This window comes from Hymenobacter sp. AT01-02 (assembly GCF_000961955.2).
Taxonomy (GTDB): Bacteria; Bacteroidota; Bacteroidia; order Cytophagales; family Hymenobacteraceae; genus Hymenobacter; species Hymenobacter mucosus.
The window spans coordinates 1-20,339 of record NZ_JZIR02000020.1; the positions used below are offsets into that span (position 1 = coordinate 1).

Below are 20,339 nucleotides of genomic sequence, written 5' to 3' on the forward strand. Positions count from 1 at the left end.
TTCAAGCTCATGGGCGACTCGGAGGCCACGGCAGCGAAGAAGGCTGCCGCCGTGCTGAGCATTGAAACCCGGTTGGCCCAGGCCAGCAAAAGCCGCGTGGAGCTGCGCGACCCCTACGCCAACTATAACAAAATGACGCTGGCCGAGGCCAATAAGCAGTTCCCCAACCTGGGGCTGCCTACGCTACTGGCGCAGAATAAGCTGGACGCGGCTAAAGAGGTGATTGTAGGCCAGCCGGCTTTCTTCAAGGAGGTGAATACTTTGATGAAGCAGGAACCCTTGGCTAATATCAAGACCTACCTCGACTGGCAACTGGTTAGTTCCGTAGCCTCGGCTCTGCCCAAGGCGTACGCGGATGAGTCGTTCCGTTTCAACCAGGTGATGAGTGGCGCCAAGCAGCAGCAGCCTCGCTGGAAGCGCATGCTCGGCGCTACGGATGCAGCTATGGGTCAGGCCTTCGGGCAGCTCTACGTGGACAAGACCTTCACGCCCGAGACCAAGCAAAAGGCCATGGAAATGGTCAATAACATCAAGGCCAGCATGGCCGAGCACATTCAGCAACTCGACTGGATGAGTGACGCTACCAAGCAGGAAGCCCTGAAGAAGCTGGCCGCCTTTAAGGTGAAGATTGGCTACCCGGATAAGTGGAAGGACTACTCCGCGCTCAATATCTCGCGCGAGTCCTACCTGAAGAATGTGCTGGCCGCCCGTCAGTGGAGCTACAACGATAACGTAAGCAAGTTCGGCAAGCCGATTGACCGCAACGAGTGGCGCTTCACCCCGCCCACGGTAAACGCGTCGTACAACCCGTCGATGAATGACATTACCTTCCCGGCTGGCATTATGCAGCCCCCGTTCTTCGACCCGAACGCCGACGACGCGGTGAACTACGGCGGTATGGGCGCGGTAATCGGTCATGAAATCACCCACGGCTTCGACGACCAGGGACGCCAGTCGGATGCGGAGGGCAACCTGCGCGACTGGTGGACCAAAGAGGACGCCGATAAATTTACCCAGCGCGCCGATATGGTGGGCAAGCAGTACTCCGCCTTCTCGCCGGTTGACTCCGTGTATGTGAACGGCAAGCTGACCATGGGCGAGAACCTCGCCGACTTTGGTGGCCTGAGTGTGGCCTACAGCGCCCTGCAGAAGCAGCTCCAGCAGAAGTATGGTACTGGCCCACGCCCCAAGTACGATGGCTACACGCCCGAGCAGCGCTTCTTCCTGGCCTGGGCCCAAATCTGGCGCACCAACGCCCGCCCCGAGTACCTGCGCCAGCAGGTGATGACCGACCCGCACTCTCCGGCCCAGTTCCGTACTAACGGTCCGCTCATGAACATGCCCGAATTTTACGAGGCATTTGGCTGCAAGGAAGACGCTAAAATGGTGCGCGCTCAGAACGTGCGTGCCCGCGTGTGGTAAGCTGAACTGTGCTGACCGTAGAATCCTTGATGGATGGTTCTAAACAGGAGTTCTTGACTTAAGAGGCCTAACTCCAGCTTGTCTTGCTCACTAATGGTGTGCTCTGCCTGTGGCAGGCCGCTGTTAGTGGGCAAGCCTTGTTTAAGGACCTACTATCCCTGACGCTAGCTAACTAGCTAGCTACTGGAGACTCTATTGCAACAAGTAGAGAGTGTGCTATCTGTGCTGGGTTAGCAAGACGAAACTTGGCTCCGTTAAGAAATTAGGCCAGTGTTAATCATGTGGCTGTTCATCGGCTGTGGGGTCGAGGCCTCTCTTTTGGCCTACTATTATTTCGTGGTGCAAGTAACCCCACTCGCTCATGGCGCGCACCACACTCAGCAGGGTTTGGCTGTGCGGCGTGCTTTCATATTCCACTGTCACCGGGCGAGTATCGCAGACGGTGCGCTTCACGAGCTGGTGCTGCTCCATTTCCTGCAATTCCTTGGAGAGAACACGCGGCGAAATGCCAATTTCGCGGCTCAGCTCCTTGAACCGGTACTTACGCTCAAGCAACACGGCCAGGATAACAAGTTTCCATTTGCCGCTGATCACGTCGAGAGTATCGCGGACGGCTTGGTGTTGGCTTTTGCCAGCGGGACCAGGGCAAACGAGCATGGTGGTATCCTTTTAGTAACCGGTATTCTATTGGTAATACATACCAAAGCTACCCCAACTGCCCGATAAGTTTGCCCTCGCATTTACCCCGAGGCCTACCCAAGCAGCGGCCGATGCTGGCAGTTAGCTGAGTAGTGTAGTTCACCTCAGCTACCGGGATTTCTTTATACAGTACTATACGCTCCCCATGAAACGCATTCTCGTCTACGGCGCTACTGGCCGTACGGGTGGCCTGGTCGTGGCCTATGCCTTACAACAAGGCTATGCAGTCACGGCCCTCGTGCGCAACCCTGCTAAGATTTCGCTTGCCTCCCCACACCTAACGGTTGTGCGCGGGCAGCCCACCAACTTGGCCGATATACGCCGGGCCATGCAGAGCTGCGACTTCGTCATCAGTACGCTTAGTGCGCTAAGTGAAGCCGAGTCGTTTTCGTTGAAAAAGATCACACCGCGCCACACGCTGGAAACGTCGATGGGCTATACAATACAGGCTATGCGGGAGTTAGGACTCCAGCGTATCGTGACGCTGTCTTCCATTGGGGTGGGCGATTCGTGGCCGTATGCGCCGTGGTATATGCGCCTGATGATTAGGCTAACCAATTTTACGCTTGTGTTTGCTGACCACGACCGACAGGAAACCTTGCTGCGGCAGTCTGGCTTGGAGTGGGTTATTGCTCGCCCGGTGGCCCTGAACAACCGAGAGCAGATCGGGCAGCTCATTGTGCGCTACCAACAAACCCCTTCGCCCTTCACTATCAGCCGGCAGCAACTAGCCAGGTTTATGGTAGAATGTTTACAAGGCGACGACTTCCTGCACAAGGCGCCTTTGCTGGCGGAGAAGCAAGCGAGAGAAGGGGGTAGACGACAGTCTAATTTCTCCGTTTCCGGATCATTGTATCAGTACCAGAAATACTAGGCCTGTAACGCTGCCGTTTGGTCGGCGTAACAGGCCTAATATTGTTTTTCCCTGTACTAGGGAGTTGCCTAATGACACCTGACTTATCTTCGTTCTATGTCAGAGAATATTGTAAATGACTTCTTGCACCTGCTGCACCGGCCCGACCTGAGTATTCTGACGGCCCGGTGGCTGCGGACTACCTCGTCGCCGGAGCTGCGCACGGGCTACCACCGGCTGCTGGAATTTGCCTCGGGCTGTACCACCTGCCTGTGGCTGATTGATTCGCGCCGCCGGGAGCACTTGGAGAATAGTGACGTACACTGGCTGGTGCGGGACTTCTATCCCATGCTTCGGACTCGGCTAGGCCAGCATGTGTACCTAGCTTACCTCATCTCGCCGGCCCAGCTGGAAGACACCACTGACGACGAAACCCTGCCTGCCCTGCCCTACACCCACGGCGACTATTGCTCCATCAACCAGTTTACCGATGAGGGTGATGCCGTGCAGTGGCTTACCAAGCACTTGCACCTGCCAGTATAGGCTACCCTGCTTTCACTACTGCCATGAAAAGGTGGCCTACCTCCCCCGTAGGCTACCTTTTTTGCTTTGTAGAAAAATAAAGTTGACGCTTCGGTATCATTATTACGAAATGTTCGTAGTATTACGAAATAATCGTAATAACTGACATGGAACGACTTACTCAACCCGAAGAAGAAGCCATGCGCGCCTTTTGGCAGCTGAAGGGTGGCTTTATCAAGGAGGTGCTGGAGCTGCTGCCCGAGCCTCGGCCGCCCTACACCACGCTGGCTTCCACCGTCCGGAACCTGGAGCGCAAGGGCTATCTGCAGGGCGAGAAGCTGGGCAACACCTTTCGGTTCACGCCCCTGATTGCCGCTGAAGAATACCGCAAGCGCTTCATGAGCACCTTCGTGGGCGACTACTTCCGCAACTCCTACAAAGAGCTGGTTTCCTTCTTTGCCAAAGACCAGAAGATAAGTGCCGAGGAGCTAAAGGAGATTGTGCGCATGATTGAGAAAGGACAAGAGGAATGAGCGCCACCGATCTGCTACCCTACCTGCTGAAGGTAAATGAGGCCCTGCTGCTGTTCTGTGCGGTGTACTACCTGGGCCTGCGTCGCCTAACCTTCTTCGGCCTGAACCGGGCGTTTCTGCTCTTCGCGCTGGTGTTTGCGCCTGCTTACCCATTCATTGACCTCAGCACCTGGTTTGCTCGCCAGAATCCGCTGCCAGCGCAGTTGCTGCTACTGGCACCCAACTGGCAAGCCTTGCCCACGGCCGTTCCGGCTACTATCAATTGGCTGGTAGTGGCCTACTGGGTGGGGGTAGGTGGCCTAGGGGTACGGCTAGTGCTGCAACTGCTCTCGCTGTATAGGCTGCACCGCATTTCGTGGCCTACGGAGTTTGAGGGGCAGCGGTTTCGGGCGGTGCCGGAGCCGATAGCACCTTTCGCCTTCTGGCAGACGGTATACCTCAATCCCGCCCAGCATCTGCCCCAAGAGCTGCCCGCCATTCTGTGCCACGAGCAAGTGCACGTGCGGGAGTGGCACACCGTGGATGTTCTGCTGGCCCAGCTTAGTCTGCTCTTCTACTGGTTCAACCCCGGCGTGTGGCTTTTGCGCCAAGCTCTGCACGAAAACCTGGAGTTCAATACCGATTACCGGGTGCTGCAATCGGGCCTGCTCGACAACAAAACTTATCAGTACCAGCTATTGCACCAAAGCGTGCAGGGGCAGGCCAATTCTATCGTCAGTCATTTCAATTTCCACCTTCTCAAAACCCGTATTGCCATGATGAATAAGCCCCGCACGGCCCGCACCCAAGCTGCCCGGTACCTGCTTCTGTTGCCCCTGGCCGCCAGCCTCACCCTTTGGAGCTGCGAGAAGAAAGCCTACCTCCCGGAGCCGGCTACCTCCGTCCAAAAGCAAGCAGCCACTTTGGCTGAAAATGCACTGTATTTCGTGGATGGAGTGCCGAGCTCTGAGCAAGCCATGCATCAGCTAGAGCCAAGTGCTATAGCCAGCGTAAATGTAATTAAGGGGCGCAAGTTCATGCCTGGCTTCAATGAGGAGGCCTTTAAGCAAGATTTTGGCTCTATTGAGGGAAAAGGAGTTATGCTGATTATTACTAAAGCTGGGCAGAATTCGGAAGCGTTGAAGGCGTTTAACGAGAAGTACAACATCGTCTACAAAGCCGCGTCGCCCGAAGATCAGGCCATTGCGATGCGCATCAAGGAAAGCACCGAAGGTGAAAAGGACATCTCCTTATCAGACTTCAAAGGCCGGCTGGTATTCGTCAACGGGCAGGAGTCTGATGGCCAAGCCACTACGCTAAAAGGAGGCTCTATCAAGAGCGTGTATGTGCTGGATGCGGAAAAAGCCACCGCAAAATACGGGGATAAGGGTAAGAAAGGCGCCATTCTCATCACCACTAAATAAGGCTATCCGGCGCTTGTCTTAAGGCAGACAGGCGGCAGGTAGTGACCCAAATGAAAAAGAGCCGGTTCCTGACCTGGAACCGGCTCTTTGTGTTAAGCGCTGCGGCATGCTACGGGCTTACTCTTTATCCTTCAATGGGTCGTGGCCCCAGTTCATAAGAGAGTACCGCCACCGGGAATGCTCTACGGCATCTTCCTTGTGCGGTCCCTGGGCTTTGTGGCGGCTGATATAGGAATGCACTTTGTGCATATGCGCCTCGTCGTCAGGGGTAAGGTCGGCTTGTTTGGTGCGCAGAATCTTGATGATGTGCTTGCCCGATTGGTGACCAATAGACTCCTTGGCGCCCTCGTCTTTCTGGCCCACAGATTTTGATTCTTCCGTATCCAGCCACTTTTCTAGCTCGGCAGCCGTCATGTTGACTTCCTCCTTGAACTGAATGTACAGGTCGTTATTGGGGGCATTGGTGGTAGCAGACATACTAGCAGAGAATAGCAAGTGGCACCGGTGCCACTCTACTACGGCAAACGCGACTGTCGGGCTCCGGGTTGTGCCTTCGGATTATACCAATCAAAGTAAGTTACAGCCAATCGGTTGCGCATTCAACCCAATTTACTCTACTACCGCTAACTGGGCAATTAGGGGAGTTTAGCGGTAATACATATCGGTTTAACGACAAATAGAGAGCTTACGCCCGGAGGGTGCCGGTAGTGCGGAACTAGTGGCCGTATGTTGCAGCAGAATTCTTGCCGCTATGCTACCAAACTTCCTCTCCGATACTACTCCGCTCCATACCACCTACCGCCCCGATCTTCACGTTCTCGTTAGCCGCTGGAACTACCAGCCCGATGCTAGCCAGCTTCCCCCGGCATATGAGTTTCTTACTCAGGATGCCCTCGCGCACAACTGCCGGTTCTGGCTGCAAGATATTCGGCGGCGCACGCTCAATGAGCCGGAGGTAGTACAGTGGATGTTGGAGTCATACTTTCCTAGCATAGCTACCCACTTGGGTGGCCGCCTAATGGTAGCATACCTAGCTAATCCATCCTTGCTGCAAACTATTCAAGGCTCCTCCTATCCTTCTGATAGCAGCTACTCCACCGAGGCCTTTGACGTTCAGTTTTTTACTGATGAGGCAGCCGCTATGCAGTGGCTGCAGGAGAGTACCGGATTGAGTCTCACGGCACGCCACTAGTTACAGGAGCTGCCGCAGGTCGGAAAACTGCTGGAGCCGTAGTTCCGCTTCTGCCAGTGCCAGGGTGCCAAAGCCGTAGGCCGCAAAAATGAACGGTACGCCACTTTTCTGGCTGGCTTCTAGGTCGCCGCGGGTGTCGCCTACGTAGGCGGGCGCCTGCAACTGATATTGGGACACAATTTCGCGGATGTTGTCGGCCTTGGGCAGCATTTTGGTGCCAAAGCACTGGTGCCCCTCAAAGTAGTGTCCCAAGCCGCTGTGCTCAAAAAAGGCCTCCACGTAGCCCACCTGACAATTGCTGACGATAAAGAGGCGGTAGCGGCTTTGTAGGTAGCGCAGGGTAGCTTCTACTTCGGGGTAGAGGGTACCACCGTACTGCTGGGCGTGAGCTAGCTCCTCGCGGGCACACAGGGCGCTGAACTCCTCGCGCTGTTCGGCGGGCAGCGTGGGGAAAAGCCGGTGGTACACGGCCTGAAAAGGCTGCCCCGTCACGGCCTGCACATCGGCCAGGGTAATGTCATTGTGAATATAATCGACGCTGTTTTTAGCTTTCTGAAAAGCCTTAGTTACAGATTCAGTAGCATTCCAAAGGGTGCCATCTAAGTCAAAGATGATGCTGTCAAAATGAAGCGGCATAGGGTTGGTACTAGGTTAGCGGTACAACAATTCCTTTGATAACCTGCCTTTCTTGGCAATGTTGGCTGGAATTGATTTTTCGGCGCGCAACTAGTCACGCCATTTTATGAAATGCAAGGTTGTTTTTATTAGATTAGTTATAAAAATTATTCGCCTATTGCTTCTCTGTAATTTATTTTTTAGAAGTGTACTATTTGCACATTATAACCTATAAATTAGCGAGTAAGGGTGGATGGGTAGGATGAAATGTTCATGCTATTATCTACACGAAAGATCGTTTCACTATTATCAATCTTTCTTATGTCCAAAACACTACTCATCCTGTTCTGCTTCTTGCTATTCTTAGCAGAGGTGCCCACCGCCGTAGCCGAATCAGGCAGCACGTCCGCTCCGGCCGAAACCGCCCTGAATTTCCGCGTTCCTCGTCCTAACTTTAAGAAGTACCGCGGCAACAGCCGCCATAAGCCTCACAAGCTAGGCCCCCTGAAGCGCTGGCGCCTGCGGCGCAAAGCGGCTAGCAAGCGCAGAAACCGCACTACCCCCTCCATTAAGGTAGGTACCCCAGTGCGGACCAAATAGGTCACTAAATACGCATGTGCTACGCACCGCCGTCTTTTCCGCCAGGGAAGGACGGCGGTTGTGCGTAATGGGTAGAGCTGGCGCCGTGCCTGGCCTAATGCATTGGCTGAAGCGTTTGCGCTAGTAGCCCAAGCCTCAGTGGCACGAACTGAGATACGCTACCTTGCGCAACTTACCAGAAAGCATCGCATCGGAGCGGCGACCAAGAAGCTACCAAATACCGTACGTAGCGGTTGTGTGCTGCGTAGCCTGGTCTCATAGCCGGGACTCCATCTGCTCCTGCTCGTTTCATGCCCTCTCCTGTGTCCGCGTCTGCACCTACTCCGCCATCCCCAGCCACCCTCTGGACACCGCTAACCTATTCCGTATTTCGGGCCATCTGGATTGCCTCCGTGGTATCCAACATCGGCACCTGGATGCAGAATGTAGCGGGCGTATGGTTGGTAACGACCCTCACCACGTCGGCCCTGCTGGTGGCCCTCATGCAAACGGCTACCAGTCTGCCCGCCTTCATGCTCAGCTTGCCCGCTGGTGCCATGGGCGACCTTGTGGACCGGCGTAAGTTGCTGCTGTGCACCCAGGGCTTTATGGGGGTGGTAGCGTTTGTGCTGGGTAGTCTCACGCTGCTGGGTCAGGTATCGGCGCTGGGCGTGCTGGCCTTCACATTTTTACTGGGCATTGGCGCGGCCCTGAATGCGCCCATCTGGCAAACCGTAACTACTGAGCTGGTTCCGCGCCCGGTGCTGGGCTTTGCCATCACCCTTAATGGAGTCAGCAACAACATTGCCCGGGCCCTGGGGCCGGCCATTGGGGGCATCATCATTGCGCACTACTCGCCGGGCTACGTGTTTCTGCTAAATGGCATCTCCTTCGTGGGTACCTTGCTGGTAGTATACCGATGGAAGCGCAACGCGGAAACAAGTAGTGGCCCTACCGAGAACTTCATGGGAGCCCTGCGCACCGGAATACGGTACGTACAGTACTCGCCAGCTATTTATGCGGTGCTGTTTCGCACGTTCGGCTTTGCGTTTGGGGCCAGTGCCATGTGGGCATTGCTGTCGGTAGTTACGGCGCGGCGCTTGCACTTGCAGTCAGGCTCCTACGGGGTGCTGCTGTCGTGGCTGGGCGCGGGCGCCATTACGGGAGCTTTCTTGATGGGACGGGCAGGGCACCGGCTCAATTTCAACCAGCGGGTGCTGCTCGGGTCCTGTGTGTTTGTGGGTACCAATGTGGGTTTAGCTCTGGCCCCCAACGAATACTGGCTCTTTCCGGTGATGTTTCTGTCGGGTATTGCTTGGCTGATGACGATGACGAGCTTCAGTACCACCGTGCAGCTGCACGTACCGAAGTGGGTACAGGCCCGCGTGGTCAGCATCTACATGCTTGTGTTTCAGGCGGGGCTTTCCATTGGCAGTATTGTATGGGGTGAATTGGCCGACCGTCTGGGCTTGCAACAGGCCCTACTAGGTGCCGCCAGCTGGATGGCTGTCAGCCTGGCGCTAGCCATTCCCTTCCCCATGCGCTCCGCCGAAGGTCTCGACTTGGCCCCCGCCGAAAACTGGCCGGCTCCTACCATTGAGGGCGACGTAGACCCCGACCACGGACCCGTAATGGTCACCATAGAATATCAGGTTCCCTTAGCTGATCAGCCAGCATTCCGGCAGGCCATAGCCCGTCTTAGCCGTTTGCGGTTGCGCGATGGGGCCCTGAACGCGGGCGTTTTTGCCGATTTAGCCAGCCCAACTTCTATCACGGAGTTCTTCTACGTAGCTACCTGGGGAGAGCATGAACGCCAGCACCACCGCTTCACTCGCGAAGACCTCTTGGTGGAAGCAGAGGTGCAGCGGTTTCATACTGGCCCCGAGCCGCCCCAAGTCCGGCATTTTCTATCCTTCCCCAAAACAACTAACGTGGAGCTGCCTACCCCAGTGGAAAGCCTGGAAGGGCCTCGTTAATACGCGCTGCTGCCTTACTCACGTTTCCAACGAACGCACCACAAAAAAGCCCCTCCCTGCCAGCGGCAGAAGAGGGGCTTTCCCGTGACTGTGGGCTACCTACCAGGAGCCGCTGTTGCTGTTGTCGTCGTCGAAGCCACCCCCGCCCGTGTCGTCGGAGGAGGTGTCGTCGTAGGAACCGTTGTCGTCCGACGAGAAGTAGTCGGGCGAAGAATCGTTTACATCCTCCGAGAAGTAGTCGGGGCCGGCATCGGTAGAGGCGGCACCAGAATCACCCAAGAACGGAAACCCTCCGGCGGCAGCCCCACCCGCAGCGGCGGTTCCCGCATCCAGGTTTTGGTTCTGGTTCGGGTCTGATTGGGGGTTGAGGTGGCTGTAGTTTTCGTTGTTGTCACTGTGCCCATTGGCCATACGGTTGCCCAGGTAGGCACCCGCAGCAGCGGCGGCCCCGGTCATCAGCATGCCGCCCATTCCGCTACCCGTACCGCCCGAGCGATTGGGAAGGAAGTCGGGGGCTGGTTGGCCGCCGTAGCCGCCCTGGTTACCATAATTCCCCGTTGGGCGATTAGGCTGATTGGGCTGGTAAGGTGGGGTAGGTTGGTTTGGGCGGTTGGGTAGAAAATCGGGAGTGGTACCAGTGGGTCCCGGAGTCTGCGTGCGCCGGCGAAATAGTTTAGAAACCAGCCATATGCCGCCCCCAATCACGAGAGCCCCCAGCACCAGCGTACCAATACCAAACCCCGAAGATGCCGGCTCGGTAACCGGAGTAGGAGTAGCTACGGGCTCGGGCGTATCTACGCGCGGCGGCAACTCATCCGACAACCCGCTGCTGGGCGCACCGGCACCTATGCCAGAAGAAGTTGCAGCTCCGTCGGTGCCAGCAGTAGCTCCGTTGGTAGCGGCTGCGGCCTTGTCTTTATTCGGGTTCGATTCTGGGTGAGCCGCCAGCATCAGCGCATTTAGCCCCGAGCGCACGCCGGCAAAGTAGCGGCCTTGCTTGAAGCTCGGCGTCATTTGTTGGTTGATTACGCGGCTCGTTAGCTCGGGTGTAATCTGGTTGCGCAGCCCCGAGCCAGCCTGAATAGTCACTTTGCGATCCTGGGCTCCTATCAGCACCACTACCCCGTTGTTTTTGTCGCGCTGCCCAATGCCCCAGCTTTCGCCCAGGGCCCGGCCGTAGTCGGCTACGTCGCGGCCCCCTAGGCTTGGCACCGTCACCAGCACAATTTGGGTACCGGTGTTGTCGGCATAGCGGCGAAGGCCACTTTCCAGCGTTTTCGCATCGGCCTCGTTCAAGAGTTTGCCCTCATCAGTGACGAAGCGGAAGGGGGAAGGGCGGGCGGGTAAGCCCTCGGTACTTTGGGCCGCAGACCGCGGGAGGCCGCCCAGCCCAGTTGCTACCAAGAGCAACAGAAAGATTAAGAAACGATTCATGGCGTGGAAGGAAGTGAGATGAGAGATGAAAGCAGGTTTTTGCCTTCTACGCGTATTGGCCTGGGGAGGCTGTAGTAGAGCTTTGGGCGGCTAACAAACAGAAGCGCCGCCTCCCCGTTGCGGGAAAGGCGGCGCCAAGGTCAAGGAGTCAGGGAATTGCTAAGAACCCACACCCGAGCTTTGCGGACGGTTCTTCATTTCCTCCATCGGGTCATTCGCGCTACTGTGGTCTGAGTCCGACTCGCCTTGGCTCCCAGCGGATTGCACGGCTACGTCCGTTGCCTGCTGTCCTGCGCGGCCTGCTAGCTGCCCCGCACCACCCGACTGCTGCCCGCCGCGCACCTCAATCTGGTGGCGCATGGTTTTCTTTTCGTCTTTAGGTACGCTCACGTGCAGAATGCCATCCTCAAAAGCTGCCTCAATGCGGGTAGCATCCACAGTGTCGGGAAGCTGAAAGGCCCGGTGAAACGAGCCGAAGGTGCTTTCTACTACGTGGTAGCGCCGCTCGTTCTGCTCGTTGCGGAAGTGCCGCTCGCCGGCAATGGTGAGGCGGCCTTGGTGGAAGTCTACTTTGATGTCTTCGCGCTTCATGCCTGGTAGGGCTGCTTCAATCTCGTAGCTTTTCTCTGTTTCGTAGGCATCTACCTGGGGCGAGAAACTATTCACGCGCCCACGCGCCGCCATCGAGTCGGAGAAAAACCGGTCGAGCATGCTGCTAAAGCTGGCAGAAGCAGAGTCGGAAAACGCGTCCTGGTACTTTTGAATAGCCATGGTTGTGAACGGTTGGGGTGGCACAAACAAACACAGATGCTCTTCATACGCCCACCAAAAAAGCTGGGTTGCGTGTAATAATGGGGCTTTCTGTTGGTTTTGCCGGGTCGGCTTACTCAGTCTGGCGCAGTAGCTGTTTCACTAGGTCGGGCAGGGTTTTGCCGGTGTAGGTGGGCGGTGCGGCCAGGGGGTAGAGGGTTTGGCCTGGGCGCGCAATAAAACCAGTTTGCAAGCCCGCGTGGGCGGCACCTGCCACGTCCCAGCCGTGGGCTGCCACCAGCAAGGCAGCGGCGGCCGGAAGGCCAATGGTTTGGAGAGCAGCCTGGTAGGTTTCTGGGTGTGGCTTGTACTTGCTCACGGTTTCAATGCTTAGCCCTTGCTGGAAGTAGCGGATGATGCGGGCGTGGCGTAGCTGCTGGTCAAGCACGGGCTTGGGCGAGTTGGTGAAGGCCACCAGCCGGAAGCCCGCGTCCACTAGCATTTCCAACCCGTGGGGCACATCCTTATGGGGTGCCAGTTGGGTCATCAGGTCTAGAATCTCACTTTTCTTGGTAGGCTTCAGAGGTTTCTCTTCCAGCATGGCCGCGGCCATATCCAGAGCAGCGTCGCCAATGGTGCCGAAGGGATGGTAGGAGTCCGTTACGGTATCCACCAGGGAGTACTGAAGCAGGAGGCCGAACCACTGCTTAAAGGCGAACTTGTTGCCGAATGCTTTATTGACGGCCAGCTTTAACTTGCTCATGTCGAGCAGCGTCTCGTTGACATCAAATAGAATGACTTGGGGGCGGGAAGAGGGTAGAGAAGAAAGCGGCATATGGAGTAAGTCAGGAGGAAAACTAGTATTGGCATACGCAAGGCTGCCCATCTAGTGACGCCTCAGGCTCAACCCGCACGCCTGCGCTTGCAGAATAAACTAGTGGGAGGAAGAGTTTTCTGGGTTGTGTCAAGCATTATCCGCTGGGTAACTGTATCTTGTAGCCGCATTTTTTCATTTCGTATGAACGACCCACTACCTATTCTTTCTGCGTATTTCGACTTGATTCAGTCGTTCAATCTCAACCCGGAGGCCTACGCTGCGGTACTGCACCCCGAGGTGGAGCAGGTAGAGTACCCCAACTTGATTTACAAGACCGTTCAGCGGCGCAACTTCAACGACATTCTCGATAACATACGCGTGGGCCGCGAGCTACTGCGGGACCCGAACTTTGCAGTGGAGCGAACTGCCCTGGGTGCCGATGGTAGCGTAACGGTAGAGGGCCTGTGGCAGGCGACCGTCATCAGCGACATTGGCCCCCTGCTGCGTGGGCAGCGGTTATCAGCTCATCTCTGCCTTATTTTCGAGTTCAAGGACGGCAAGATTTACCGGCAGCGTCGCTACCCATGCTTCGAGCTAGTATAAGCTAGCTCAGCAGTAGTAGCACTACCTCCGCAGAACGCCCCCACGCTTGAGGCTACTTTTGCAGAAGTAGCTCAGCGCGGGGGCGTTTTGCGTAAAAGAAACAGGGCATTGCGGTTGAACTCGGGCCGGGCGGTTGTCGTACCATACTCTGTGCGCTGTGCGGCCTGGTTGGGCGGTTTGTTTGCCTCTTGAGGGGCACAGCGTAGCATCTACTTTTCCTTCTTACCGCGGCGCTGCCGCCCGCCCTATGTACCGCCTCTGCTCCCTAAGTGTACTATTAATTGGCCTGGTAGCCGGCGCCGCCCAGGCTCAGAACCGCCAGCCTGTGCAACCCACCCGCCGCAACCCTACGGAGCGCATCAGCCCCATGCCCGGCGTAACGCTGCCTGCTGGCGTGAGCAACGCAACGCCGAGCCCGTGGCCGTTCCTACCCAGGTGCAGCCCAACGGCACGCTACCCTTGCCTTCCATACCTAGCGGCAATGTCACGGCCGGCCCCATTGACTCGGTGCAGGTGCAGCAGCCCTCGAATAGTCGCCCTGCTACTCCTACCCGCACGCGTGCGCGCACCCGTACTACTCGCCCCTAGCATACGGGTGCTACCAATTGCACGCCCACACGCCACTGCCCCGGTTGAATCAGCTGCTTATCCGCTGACTCAACCGGGGCAGTGGCGTGTGGGCGTGTGGCCTGCTAGTGACGGAGTACGCTTAATTTCGGTTCACGCTGTCCACATTCGTGGGCTAGCTGCCTGCCACGAGCCGGGTAGCTACGGAATCCGGGGCGACGGTGCTAGGTAACCAAGATCGGCTCACCGACATTGAGCGCGTCAACCCCAACTTCTACTACGTGCTCAACTCCGGCGCTGGCACCATCCGCAAAATCAAGTACTAGCTTCAGGTAGGTGCGCAGCAAGCAGGTAGTAGACTCGCCTTCTACCGTACTGAGCAAGGCAGCAATGGCCCGCTTGGTTACCCTACTCGACGGACTTTAGCGGAATGTTGGTGAAGGTACCGGTGATAGTGATGTCGCACTTCCGTTTGGGAAAGGTGCTGTATTGCACCACTGGGTCGTTGGAGCCTTCCAGGGTAGTTGTATAAGTGCCGCTCAGGAGGTGGCGCTTGGCATCATAGCTAGTGATGGTGAGGTTGCCTGTGAGGTGCTGCATATTGCTGAAATACAGAATAGTGCCGCCACCTAGGCTTTCGGGTAGGTCGTAGTAATAGGTTACGTCCGCGTCGCGGGTCCGGTCCCGTAGCGTTTTGAGCGTGTAGGTTCCGGTCAGGGAAGTAGGTAGTTTGGCGCGGTCTAGGACAAAGCCAACCCCCTCGGTAGTAGTAGCGGGGTGTACCCCAATGGCTAGCTGCTGGGCATCTTGGTTGGCGTATGCTTCCAACTGCTGAGCTTGAAACGTAGTGTCCCGGTGCTGCCCGCTGTCGTGGTACACGATGGATCGGCTATAGGTCATGGCTGGTTCAGGCGTAGGCTCGGGTGTTTCTTCCCGATCATCCTTATCACAGCCCGCCGTAAAGGCCAGCGTAAAACCTAGTAGCAAAAGAGTAAGGGTGTGTTTCATAGCAGATGGAAAAGAGTAAAATCACTATATAGAAAATTGTGCCAAGTTGCGCGAGCAGCAATAATCCTTAAAACTAGCTGCTGAGGCGCCCGCCTATCAATGAGTTTCTTCATGGCAGAGGCTAGCGTCTCCGCCCACAACAGGCTTCCAAAGGCTGTGGCAACCTGTTGTAGGCGGCGAACGGTGAGCTAGGTTGCTGTAGTAGGCGAGCGGCTACCTAATGCTGCTTTCTCGTTCAGCTCCATTTCGCGGCTTCTAGTTTATCCTTGTCGGCGTATGTCGTAAGGCACGGCCAGGCCAAGCAGCGCCTCGGCAATATGGGCATCGGAGGCCGTGCCCGCCACGGTAAGCTCGGCCACCAGGCCCCGCTGCCGGTCGTCGCGAACGGTTAGGTCGTGGAGGGTTAGGTTATCGACGGTGGCTAGCTGACGAGAGTATACGCGCGTGATTTCCTGCTTCACTAAGCTGGGCTTCAGGATTTTGCCAATGGCAGTGAGGGGCAGCTCGGCGGCAGTATATACCTGCTTGGGCCAGGCCGCCCGCTCCGGAATGCGCGCTTCCGCAAACGCCCGCAGTTCGGCTTCCGATACCTGCTGCCCAGGCACCAGGGTCACGTAGGCCACTGGCAGCTCGCCGGCGTGGGCATCGGGGCTGCCAATGGCCGCCGCCAGGGCCACGGCCGGGTGGGCCGACAGTGCATCCTCGATCAGCTTGGGGTCGATGTTGTGCCCACCCCGGATGATGAGCTCCTTCTTGCGGCCGGTGATGTAGAAGCCGCCCTGGGCATCCTGCCGGCCCAGGTCGCCGGTGTTATAGAAGGGCCCCTGGCCGTCGCCGGTATCCACCCAAATGCCTTTGTTGTGCTCGGGCTGGAGATACCCCCCAAAGATGTTGCTGCCCCGCACCACCAGCACCCCGCTTTCCTCGGTTTCGGCGTCGCGCAGGTACTGGCCGGTTTGCTCATCCAGCACTACCACCCGCACCTCCTGGTAGGGTACGCGCAGGCCAATACTACCCGGCATAGGCTCGCCCGCCAGCGGCCCCACAATACTGATGCAGCTACCTTCGGTGAAACCATAGCCTTCCACGAGACGCAGCTTAGTTCGTTGCTCAAAGGCACGTAGCAGCTCCACTGGCAGCGGCGCCGCGCCGCAAATGGCGTAGCGCAGGGAGCTTAAATCCTGGCTCGCAACGGGTAAGTCGAGTAGGCGGCTGAAGATGGTAGGCACCCCGCTAAACAGGGAAATGCGGTAATGCGCCACCAGTTGCCAGAAGTTATCCAAGATACCTGGCCCGCGGTAGCCGGCCGGGCTGCCCAGCACTACCGTGTGGCCCAGCAGCCACGGCACGCTGCCCGTTACTACCACCCCGTTTACGTGAAACAGCGGCAGCCCACAGAAGAAAACCAGGCGCTCGGGCTCGGCTTCTCCACCCAGCAATTGGGCCGAGGCGAAGCTGACGCTGGTAAGGTTGTGGTGGGTAAGGGGAGCAATTTTGGGCGTGCCCGTAGTGCCGCCCGTGTGGAAGTAGCAGGCTGTATCGGTGGAGGCAACGCGGCGGCCCGACACCAGCCGGTTGGTAGGCTGGCGGCGGATGGCCTGGGCAAAGTCTACTACCTGAATGCCGGGCAGTGCTGGGCGAGACTGCGTCAGGCGTAGCGCCCCCACCGCCAGGCGTTGTGCCAGTGGCAGGTAGGGCAACATATCCACCGTTACGATTGTGCGCAGGGTGGGCACCAGAGCCGCCACGGCTTCCGCTTTTTGCCAGATGTCGGTTTTAGGAAAGGCCCGGAGCGTGACCAACACTTTCGTGCCGGCCGCGTTGAGAATATCGGCAATCTGGGCTGGCTCCAGCAGCGGGTTGATGGGGTTGACGATACCCGCAGCCTGCCCGCCCCAAAGAGTAAAGTGAGTTTCTGGCAGGTTGGGCAGCAGGTAGGATACTACATCGGTGGGCCCTACGCCTAGTTCATGAAGCAGGTTGGCCGTTTGGTAGCAGCGCTGCACGAGCTGGGCGTAGGTGAAATCAACTGATTCGGTAGGCCGCTCTCCGCTGAACACAAAGCGCAAGGCCAGCGCCTTCGGATTGCGGGCCGCCCCGCGTTCTAGCAATTCCAGGGTGTGGGCGGGCACTGGCTGGGCAGACAGGGGCTTTTGTTCCAGCGTGAGAATATCGGCAAGGTTGCGGTAACCGGGCATAGGAGATAGGAGAGAAAGCCACGGATGGCTTCAGGAGACAGTAAAGGTCCTCTAAAGGTAGGTAGCTAGCAACAACGCAGATATAGTTACGCAGCTAGACCTTTAGCTGGGTGGGGTTGGTTTCATAGACCGCGCCGCAACGGGAGCCAGCCGCAGCCGCAGGTACTGTTGCAGCCAGATGGGGTACAGGTTATACCCAATGTTGAGTACTGTTAGTACCCCCGCCCAAGCCCGCTGGTTCTGCACTGCGGCATACCCGCTGACGAACCAAAAGAACAGCAGCGCAGCTATGTGAAACCGCTCCATATGGTAGCTGTTGGCCACTACCGCCGCTACCGACCGGCGGGTTTTCAACCGACGGTAGTGCGGATAGCGCCGTCGGACCAGCGCATGCACCAGTGCCCCGTCCTGCGCCAGCCAGTTGACAACCGGCACCCCCAACCGCCGATACATGGCCGGCACCCTACTCAACTGCCAGTATCGAAACCAACTCCGAGGCACTGCATACGCCAGCAAACTCAGCCCCAGCAGGCCCATCAGCCACGGCCGCGCCATGTGCTGGTAGCAAAACACTACCAGCGGCCCCAAACTCAACCCCGACCATACCACCGACGGCACAGCGTTGTAGAACGCCAGCACCCCCGACGATGGTACAGCAGATTCCTTTGGGGTAGGCAGCATAATAGCCTAATATAATGGCTGCTAGCCAAGCCTCAATCGTCCTCGAACTTGCTCAACCGGCTGTAAATAGGTCGCTAAACGGCCTTCAAACTCTTCCTTTCCGTAATCTAAAACGTTATTTGGAAAGCGCGGCAGGTAGTATACCCCGGTACCGCTAGTAGGCTCCATGCCCACGGATGAGTTTGGGGTATTTCAGTGACAAAACCCTCCGCTTGCGGAACCTGAAACGTGGTATCCCGGCGCGGGCCGTGGTCTTGGTATACAATAGATCAGCTATAGGGAACGGCAGGCTCCGGCAGTGGCTCGGGCGTCTGCTCCCGATCATCTTTATCACAGCCAGCGGTAAAGGCCAGCGTCAGGCCCAGTAATAGCGAGAGAGTAGCGTTATATCTCATAAGGGATAAAGGAGTTCAAAATCACTATACATAAAACTGTGCCAGATCAGCGGGGAGTGGCATAGAGAACAGACACATTCACGGTAGAGGCAAAAGGTGCCACCAAGTAGGAGCAATCTTACATAAAAAGGCTTCCACAATTCGTGGAAGCCTTTTACAAGCTTATATTTTTTGTGTCTAGGTTATGACTTAAGTGTAAGTTTGTGGTTATTTATTGTTGGGTATTTTGTAAATTAATCTAAAATTATTCCATCCCGTTTTTATAGAAGTATCCTTTGGGTAATCGCATATATATTTTAATTCAAAGCCATAAAGTGAAGCTAACCTTCTAGCATTATTGAGTCCCATACCTGTTCCGCTCGCACTTAACTTATTTGAGCTAGACCTGAATCCTGCTTCAAATATTTTTTCCGTTTCTTCCAACGGTATAAGATTGCCAAACGAAGAAACGGTAATTGTTATAATTTTTGCATTTCTTCTATCATTTTCACGAATTGTAACTCCAGGATAAAGTTTTATGGGGTCAATAGAATATTTGATCGAATTTTCAATTAATATCATCATTAATATTTCAAAATATTCCTTTTCGCCATTTAACGATATTTCAGTATAACCTTCTGATGAAAGGTGCTTATTTTTGAAGTCATTGCGATAAATTTTTACTATCTTATTTACGGATCTTTGTATTGAGAATGATTTTTCTAAATTTAAATGTGTTGTCTCAAAAAAATCAGGTCTATAGAGTTTCAGCTTGTCTAATATGAACTTTGTAAGTCTAGAAGCAACATATATTTTTTTGTAGTTGCCATCTGCTTTATCAAAAGTTAACTCCCAATCTTGTTCACTTTTAAAGTTTATTAACTCATCAGCGCAAGCTACTATTTTTGAATTAAGATTTCTTAATTCATGGATATTGCCTGTAATGAGATTTGTGGGTATATATTCCTCCAAATTTATGTTTTTATAGTCCTCTGTTATTCTTGATTTTATATATTTTTCACTTATTATATTGTCTTCATATTTCTTTAATATTTTTTTTGAGATTCTATTTCTGTATGTAGGGAGTATAATACCTATATAGCAAAGTGTTTTATAAAATACATAGTTAAAACCTAATGGATCAATGCCAATTCGTATTTCTTCTGAATCCTTTGCAGTTCCAAATGTGTAAGGATTATAGAACTTTTCAAGGGGGCCTTTATTTTTTTTATTTAAATATTCTGCGGGTGTATTTAATGCGAAACCATCTGTAAATTCCAAACTGTCTTTTTTGACCTTTATTTGAGGGAATAAATATTTCATTAAGGAATTAAGTCTGTAAATGATTTTACCATGTTTAGTAACTCTGTTACTGTTTTAATTACTTCTCTATTGTCTGTTTTTTCTTTCACTTTTTCTAGCGTGACCTCTTTATTTCGGCCATAAGTATTTATAATTTCTAATATTTCTTCTGGTGATTCTGTTTTGTTTATATATTTTAGTAGTTGTTTTTTGTTTATGTCTAGATGGTATTTGGCAGAAAAAGCTTTTCGGATCGCTGTATCAAGGCTGTACTTGAAATCCAAATAGTCAGAATCCTTTCCTATGAAGTCATCGGCTTGATCGGCTTGTTGTCTGAACTTTGTAATAGACCAATCAGCGCCAGTAAACATTATCACCACAATATGGGGATATGTATTTTTAAGATATTTAAGTATTCCCCACCCTTCCGATGTCTCTGATATATGCTTTCCTACTCCTTGTATATCAAGAACTACAACATGATAGTTCTTTCTGGCAAAATCATCTATATTCTCTATGTCCTCCCAATAAGTAATGTTGTAGCCATCCTTTTGAAGTCTCCGAATATGGTTTATTTCTTCATCATCAACGAACGCTACTCTTGCTTGAAATTTTATTTTTTCAAATTCCTCTTGTGTTAGCTCAGTTAGTGGAGATGGTTTTACCTCTTTATCCGCAACAGGAATAGTTTCCTTCGGTGCTTGTTTTTTAAAGAGAGAGAACATAGACTTTATGAAAATACCTAGCGCAAACGTTTCCAATGCCATAATTGGTGAATATAAAAAAAGGGACTAGCTGTTAACAGCTAGTC

General features: G+C 54.6%; 22 protein-coding genes. 10 read left to right on the forward strand and 12 right to left on the reverse strand.

Going from position 1 to position 20,339, the window contains the following annotated elements; all coding sequences use genetic code 11:
- A partial coding sequence (locus VI25_RS08930; protein WP_055562439.1) for a M13 family metallopeptidase occupies positions 1 to 1,422 on the forward strand: 1,422 nt, incomplete at its 5' end.
- 273 nt (positions 1,423 to 1,695) lie between these two features.
- Here VI25_RS08930 and VI25_RS08935 read toward each other — a convergent pair.
- Entirely contained in the window at positions 1,696 to 2,079 is a 384-nt protein-coding gene (locus VI25_RS08935) for a winged helix-turn-helix transcriptional regulator (RefSeq protein WP_045688225.1), read from the reverse strand.
- A 187-nt stretch (positions 2,080 to 2,266) separates the two neighbouring features.
- Here VI25_RS08935 and VI25_RS08940 point away from each other — a divergent pair, with 187 nt between their 5' ends.
- The 4 genes from VI25_RS08940 to VI25_RS08955 all read left to right on the forward strand — a co-directional run bounded on the left by VI25_RS08940 (position 2,267) and on the right by VI25_RS08955 (position 5,432).
- Positions 2,267 to 2,995: an NAD(P)-dependent oxidoreductase gene (locus VI25_RS08940; RefSeq protein ID WP_072144780.1), complete on the forward strand. Its 729-nt coding sequence runs from the start codon at positions 2,267 to 2,269 to the stop codon at positions 2,993 to 2,995.
- Positions 2,996 to 3,091: 96 nt separating this feature from the next.
- Positions 3,092 to 3,517 (forward strand): hypothetical protein, encoded by a 426-nt coding sequence (locus VI25_RS08945; RefSeq protein ID WP_045688226.1) that lies wholly within the window; start codon positions 3,092 to 3,094, stop codon positions 3,515 to 3,517.
- 146 nt (positions 3,518 to 3,663) lie between these two features.
- Positions 3,664 to 4,029, forward strand: coding sequence for a BlaI/MecI/CopY family transcriptional regulator (locus VI25_RS08950; protein WP_045688227.1), 366 nt, complete (start codon positions 3,664 to 3,666; stop codon positions 4,027 to 4,029).
- A complete protein-coding gene (locus VI25_RS08955; protein WP_045688228.1) occupies positions 4,026 to 5,432 on the forward strand; it encodes a M56 family metallopeptidase in 1,407 nt (468 codons plus the stop codon). The genes VI25_RS08950 and VI25_RS08955 overlap by 4 nt, the downstream gene beginning before the upstream one ends.
- A 117-nt stretch (positions 5,433 to 5,549) precedes the next feature.
- Here VI25_RS08955 and VI25_RS08960 read toward each other — a convergent pair whose 3' ends face one another.
- Positions 5,550 to 5,909, reverse strand: coding sequence for a DUF3140 domain-containing protein (locus VI25_RS08960; protein WP_045688229.1), 360 nt, complete (start codon positions 5,907 to 5,909; stop codon positions 5,550 to 5,552).
- A 274-nt stretch (positions 5,910 to 6,183) separates the two neighbouring features.
- Here VI25_RS08960 and VI25_RS08965 point away from each other — a divergent pair, with 274 nt between their 5' ends.
- On the forward strand, positions 6,184 to 6,624 hold the full coding sequence (locus VI25_RS08965) for a hypothetical protein (protein ID WP_045688230.1): 441 nt from the start codon (positions 6,184 to 6,186) through the stop codon (positions 6,622 to 6,624).
- Here the strand turns inward: VI25_RS08965 and VI25_RS08970 are convergent, their stop codons facing one another.
- A complete protein-coding gene (locus VI25_RS08970) occupies positions 6,625 to 7,260 on the reverse strand; it encodes an HAD family hydrolase (RefSeq protein WP_045688231.1) in 636 nt (211 codons plus the stop codon).
- A gap of 300 nt (positions 7,261 to 7,560) precedes the next feature.
- Here VI25_RS08970 and VI25_RS08975 point away from each other — a divergent pair, with 300 nt between their 5' ends.
- Positions 7,561 to 7,839 carry a hypothetical protein gene (locus VI25_RS08975; RefSeq protein ID WP_045688232.1) on the forward strand — a complete coding sequence of 93 codons (279 nt, stop codon included), beginning with the start codon at positions 7,561 to 7,563 and terminating at the stop codon, positions 7,837 to 7,839.
- Between the two features lie 302 nt (positions 7,840 to 8,141).
- Positions 8,142 to 9,794 (forward strand): MFS transporter, encoded by a 1,653-nt coding sequence (locus tag VI25_RS08980; protein WP_072144781.1) that lies wholly within the window; start codon positions 8,142 to 8,144, stop codon positions 9,792 to 9,794.
- Positions 9,795 to 9,893: 99 nt separating this feature from the next.
- On the opposite strand, the gene VI25_RS08985 is transcribed toward VI25_RS08980, so the two are convergent.
- The 3 genes from VI25_RS08985 to VI25_RS08995 form a co-directional block, all read right to left on the reverse strand.
- Entirely contained in the window at positions 9,894 to 11,228 is a 1,335-nt protein-coding gene (locus VI25_RS08985; protein ID WP_052695158.1) for a TPM domain-containing protein, read from the reverse strand.
- A gap of 159 nt (positions 11,229 to 11,387) precedes the next feature.
- Entirely contained in the window at positions 11,388 to 11,999 is a 612-nt protein-coding gene (locus VI25_RS08990) for an Hsp20/alpha crystallin family protein (protein ID WP_052695159.1), read from the reverse strand.
- Between the two features lie 112 nt (positions 12,000 to 12,111).
- Positions 12,112 to 12,813 (reverse strand): haloacid dehalogenase type II, encoded by a 702-nt coding sequence (locus VI25_RS08995; protein WP_045688234.1) that lies wholly within the window; start codon positions 12,811 to 12,813, stop codon positions 12,112 to 12,114.
- A gap of 183 nt (positions 12,814 to 12,996) precedes the next feature.
- Here VI25_RS08995 and VI25_RS09000 point away from each other — a divergent pair, with 183 nt between their 5' ends.
- Both VI25_RS09000 and VI25_RS25100 read left to right on the forward strand, forming a co-directional pair.
- Positions 12,997 to 13,398, forward strand: coding sequence for a nuclear transport factor 2 family protein (locus VI25_RS09000; RefSeq protein WP_045688235.1), 402 nt, complete (start codon positions 12,997 to 12,999; stop codon positions 13,396 to 13,398).
- Positions 13,399 to 13,815: 417 nt separating this feature from the next.
- The gene (locus VI25_RS25100) at positions 13,816 to 13,986 is read left to right on the forward strand and encodes a hypothetical protein (RefSeq protein WP_161806905.1); all 171 of its coding nucleotides are present in this window, start codon (positions 13,816 to 13,818) and stop codon (positions 13,984 to 13,986) included.
- A gap of 387 nt (positions 13,987 to 14,373) precedes the next feature.
- On the opposite strand, the gene VI25_RS09005 is transcribed toward VI25_RS25100, so the two are convergent.
- From VI25_RS09005 to VI25_RS09025, 6 genes are all read right to left on the reverse strand, one after another.
- Positions 14,374 to 14,973, reverse strand: a complete 600-nt coding sequence (locus VI25_RS09005; RefSeq protein ID WP_045688236.1) for a hypothetical protein — start codon at positions 14,971 to 14,973, stop codon at positions 14,374 to 14,376.
- A 260-nt stretch (positions 14,974 to 15,233) separates the two neighbouring features.
- Positions 15,234 to 17,171: an acyl-CoA synthetase gene (locus tag VI25_RS09010; RefSeq protein ID WP_055562441.1), complete on the reverse strand. Its 1,938-nt coding sequence runs from the start codon at positions 17,169 to 17,171 to the stop codon at positions 15,234 to 15,236.
- Between the two features lie 102 nt (positions 17,172 to 17,273).
- Complete coding sequence (locus VI25_RS09015; RefSeq protein WP_152981551.1) at positions 17,274 to 17,852, reverse strand: hypothetical protein; 579 nt, start codon at positions 17,850 to 17,852, stop codon at positions 17,274 to 17,276.
- A 269-nt stretch (positions 17,853 to 18,121) separates the two neighbouring features.
- Entirely contained in the window at positions 18,122 to 18,247 is a 126-nt protein-coding gene (locus VI25_RS27710; protein ID WP_262489937.1) for a hypothetical protein, read from the reverse strand.
- Between the two features lie 207 nt (positions 18,248 to 18,454).
- Positions 18,455 to 19,549: a sensor histidine kinase gene (locus VI25_RS09020; RefSeq protein WP_045690095.1), complete on the reverse strand. Its 1,095-nt coding sequence runs from the start codon at positions 19,547 to 19,549 to the stop codon at positions 18,455 to 18,457.
- Positions 19,549 to 20,253 (reverse strand): hypothetical protein, encoded by a 705-nt coding sequence (locus VI25_RS09025; RefSeq protein ID WP_236704986.1) that lies wholly within the window; start codon positions 20,251 to 20,253, stop codon positions 19,549 to 19,551. Before VI25_RS09025 ends, VI25_RS09020 begins: the two co-directional genes overlap by 1 nt.
- Positions 20,254 to 20,339 lie beyond the last annotated feature (86 nt).

Bases quoted from the DNA above. Each gene is read 5' to 3' on its own strand.
- VI25_RS08935 (WP_045688225.1), bottom strand. From the start codon at position 2,079: ATGCTCGTTTGCCCTGGTCCCGCTGGCAAAAGCCAACACCAAGCCGTC.
- VI25_RS08940 (WP_072144780.1), top strand. From the start codon at position 2,267: ATGAAACGCATTCTCGTCTACGGCGCTACTGGCCGTACGGGTGGCCTG.
- VI25_RS08945 (WP_045688226.1), top strand. From the start codon at position 3,092: ATGTCAGAGAATATTGTAAATGACTTCTTGCACCTGCTGCACCGGCCC.
- VI25_RS08950 (WP_045688227.1), top strand. From the start codon at position 3,664: ATGGAACGACTTACTCAACCCGAAGAAGAAGCCATGCGCGCCTTTTGG.
- VI25_RS08955 (WP_045688228.1), top strand. From the start codon at position 4,026: ATGAGCGCCACCGATCTGCTACCCTACCTGCTGAAGGTAAATGAGGCC.
- VI25_RS08960 (WP_045688229.1), bottom strand. From the start codon at position 5,909: ATGTCTGCTACCACCAATGCCCCCAATAACGACCTGTACATTCAGTTC.
- VI25_RS08965 (WP_045688230.1), top strand. From the start codon at position 6,184: ATGCTACCAAACTTCCTCTCCGATACTACTCCGCTCCATACCACCTAC.
- VI25_RS08970 (WP_045688231.1), bottom strand. From the start codon at position 7,260: ATGCCGCTTCATTTTGACAGCATCATCTTTGACTTAGATGGCACCCTT.
- VI25_RS08975 (WP_045688232.1), top strand. From the start codon at position 7,561: ATGTCCAAAACACTACTCATCCTGTTCTGCTTCTTGCTATTCTTAGCA.
- VI25_RS08985 (WP_052695158.1), bottom strand. From the start codon at position 11,228: ATGAATCGTTTCTTAATCTTTCTGTTGCTCTTGGTAGCAACTGGGCTG.
- VI25_RS08990 (WP_052695159.1), bottom strand. From the start codon at position 11,999: ATGGCTATTCAAAAGTACCAGGACGCGTTTTCCGACTCTGCTTCTGCC.
- VI25_RS08995 (WP_045688234.1), bottom strand. From the start codon at position 12,813: ATGCCGCTTTCTTCTCTACCCTCTTCCCGCCCCCAAGTCATTCTATTT.
- VI25_RS09000 (WP_045688235.1), top strand. From the start codon at position 12,997: ATGAACGACCCACTACCTATTCTTTCTGCGTATTTCGACTTGATTCAG.
- VI25_RS09005 (WP_045688236.1), bottom strand. From the start codon at position 14,973: ATGAAACACACCCTTACTCTTTTGCTACTAGGTTTTACGCTGGCCTTT.
- VI25_RS09010 (WP_055562441.1), bottom strand. From the start codon at position 17,171: ATGCCCGGTTACCGCAACCTTGCCGATATTCTCACGCTGGAACAAAAG.
- VI25_RS09015 (WP_152981551.1), bottom strand. From the start codon at position 17,852: ATGCTGCCTACCCCAAAGGAATCTGCTGTACCATCGTCGGGGGTGCTG.
- VI25_RS27710 (WP_262489937.1), bottom strand. From the start codon at position 18,247: ATGAGATATAACGCTACTCTCTCGCTATTACTGGGCCTGACGCTGGCC.
- VI25_RS09020 (WP_045690095.1), bottom strand. From the start codon at position 19,549: ATGAAATATTTATTCCCTCAAATAAAGGTCAAAAAAGACAGTTTGGAA.
- VI25_RS09025 (WP_236704986.1), bottom strand. From the start codon at position 20,253: ATGTTCTCTCTCTTTAAAAAACAAGCACCGAAGGAAACTATTCCTGTT.